This window comes from Halohasta sp. A2, from assembly GCF_056175805.1.
On sequence record NZ_JAQFWV010000361.1, the window covers coordinates 1 to 242 of the forward strand.

Consider the following 242-nt stretch of genomic DNA (forward strand, 5'->3'; position numbering starts at 1 on the left):
TCAGGGTTATTCTTTGGCGCACGCACCTCACAAGTGCCAGTTGTAATCGACACTTCTGCTGTCCTGGCTTCTCGGCCTCCGCCTTGTTGAATCTCAACCGAGTCGCGACCTCGCTCAACGAGGTCGCTACTCCATTCAAATAGTTTTCCAGTCTCACCGTCTTGTGTCCAAATACATCGATTTTGATTGGCGCGGACAACAAACCCAGCGTCGTCAGTCTCTCTGCCAAACTCTTCAAACAG

Annotated in this window: 1 pseudogene; it reads right to left on the bottom strand. The window is 51.2% G+C overall.

Annotated features, from left to right (window positions below):
• A pseudogene (locus tag O2S87_RS19435) lies at positions 1-242 on the bottom strand (IS4 family transposase); the annotation flags it as partial.